Source organism: Streptacidiphilus jeojiense (assembly GCF_000719095.1).
Classification (GTDB): Bacteria; Actinomycetota; Actinomycetes; order Streptomycetales; family Streptomycetaceae; genus Streptacidiphilus; species Streptacidiphilus jeojiensis.
In genome coordinates this window covers 1-204 of sequence record NZ_JOEH01000139.1, presented here as the reverse complement: position 1 = coordinate 204, position 204 = coordinate 1, and the positions used below count along the sequence as shown (strand labels likewise).

1 protein-coding gene is annotated in these 204 nt (G+C 73.5%); it reads left to right on the top strand.

Annotation, left to right across the window (positions count from 1 at the left end):
• The coding region (locus IF29_RS0141380) for a LuxR C-terminal-related transcriptional regulator (RefSeq protein ID WP_037598820.1) at window positions 1–204 on the top strand (204 nt) is incomplete at both ends.

Genomic DNA, 204 nt, shown 5'->3' with positions numbered 1-204 from the left:
CCGTGCCGTCGCCGCCGGAGACGCCGTGGTCGCCCCGGCACTGACCCGACGGCTGCTCGACACCTTCATGGAGCACGTCCCCGACCCCGAGGGAGCCGACGGCCCGACCGATCCACGGGTGGCCGACCTGACCGGGCGCGAACGCGAGGTACTACAGGCCGTGGCCGAGGGCCTGACCAACACCGAGATCGCCCAGCGCCTGGT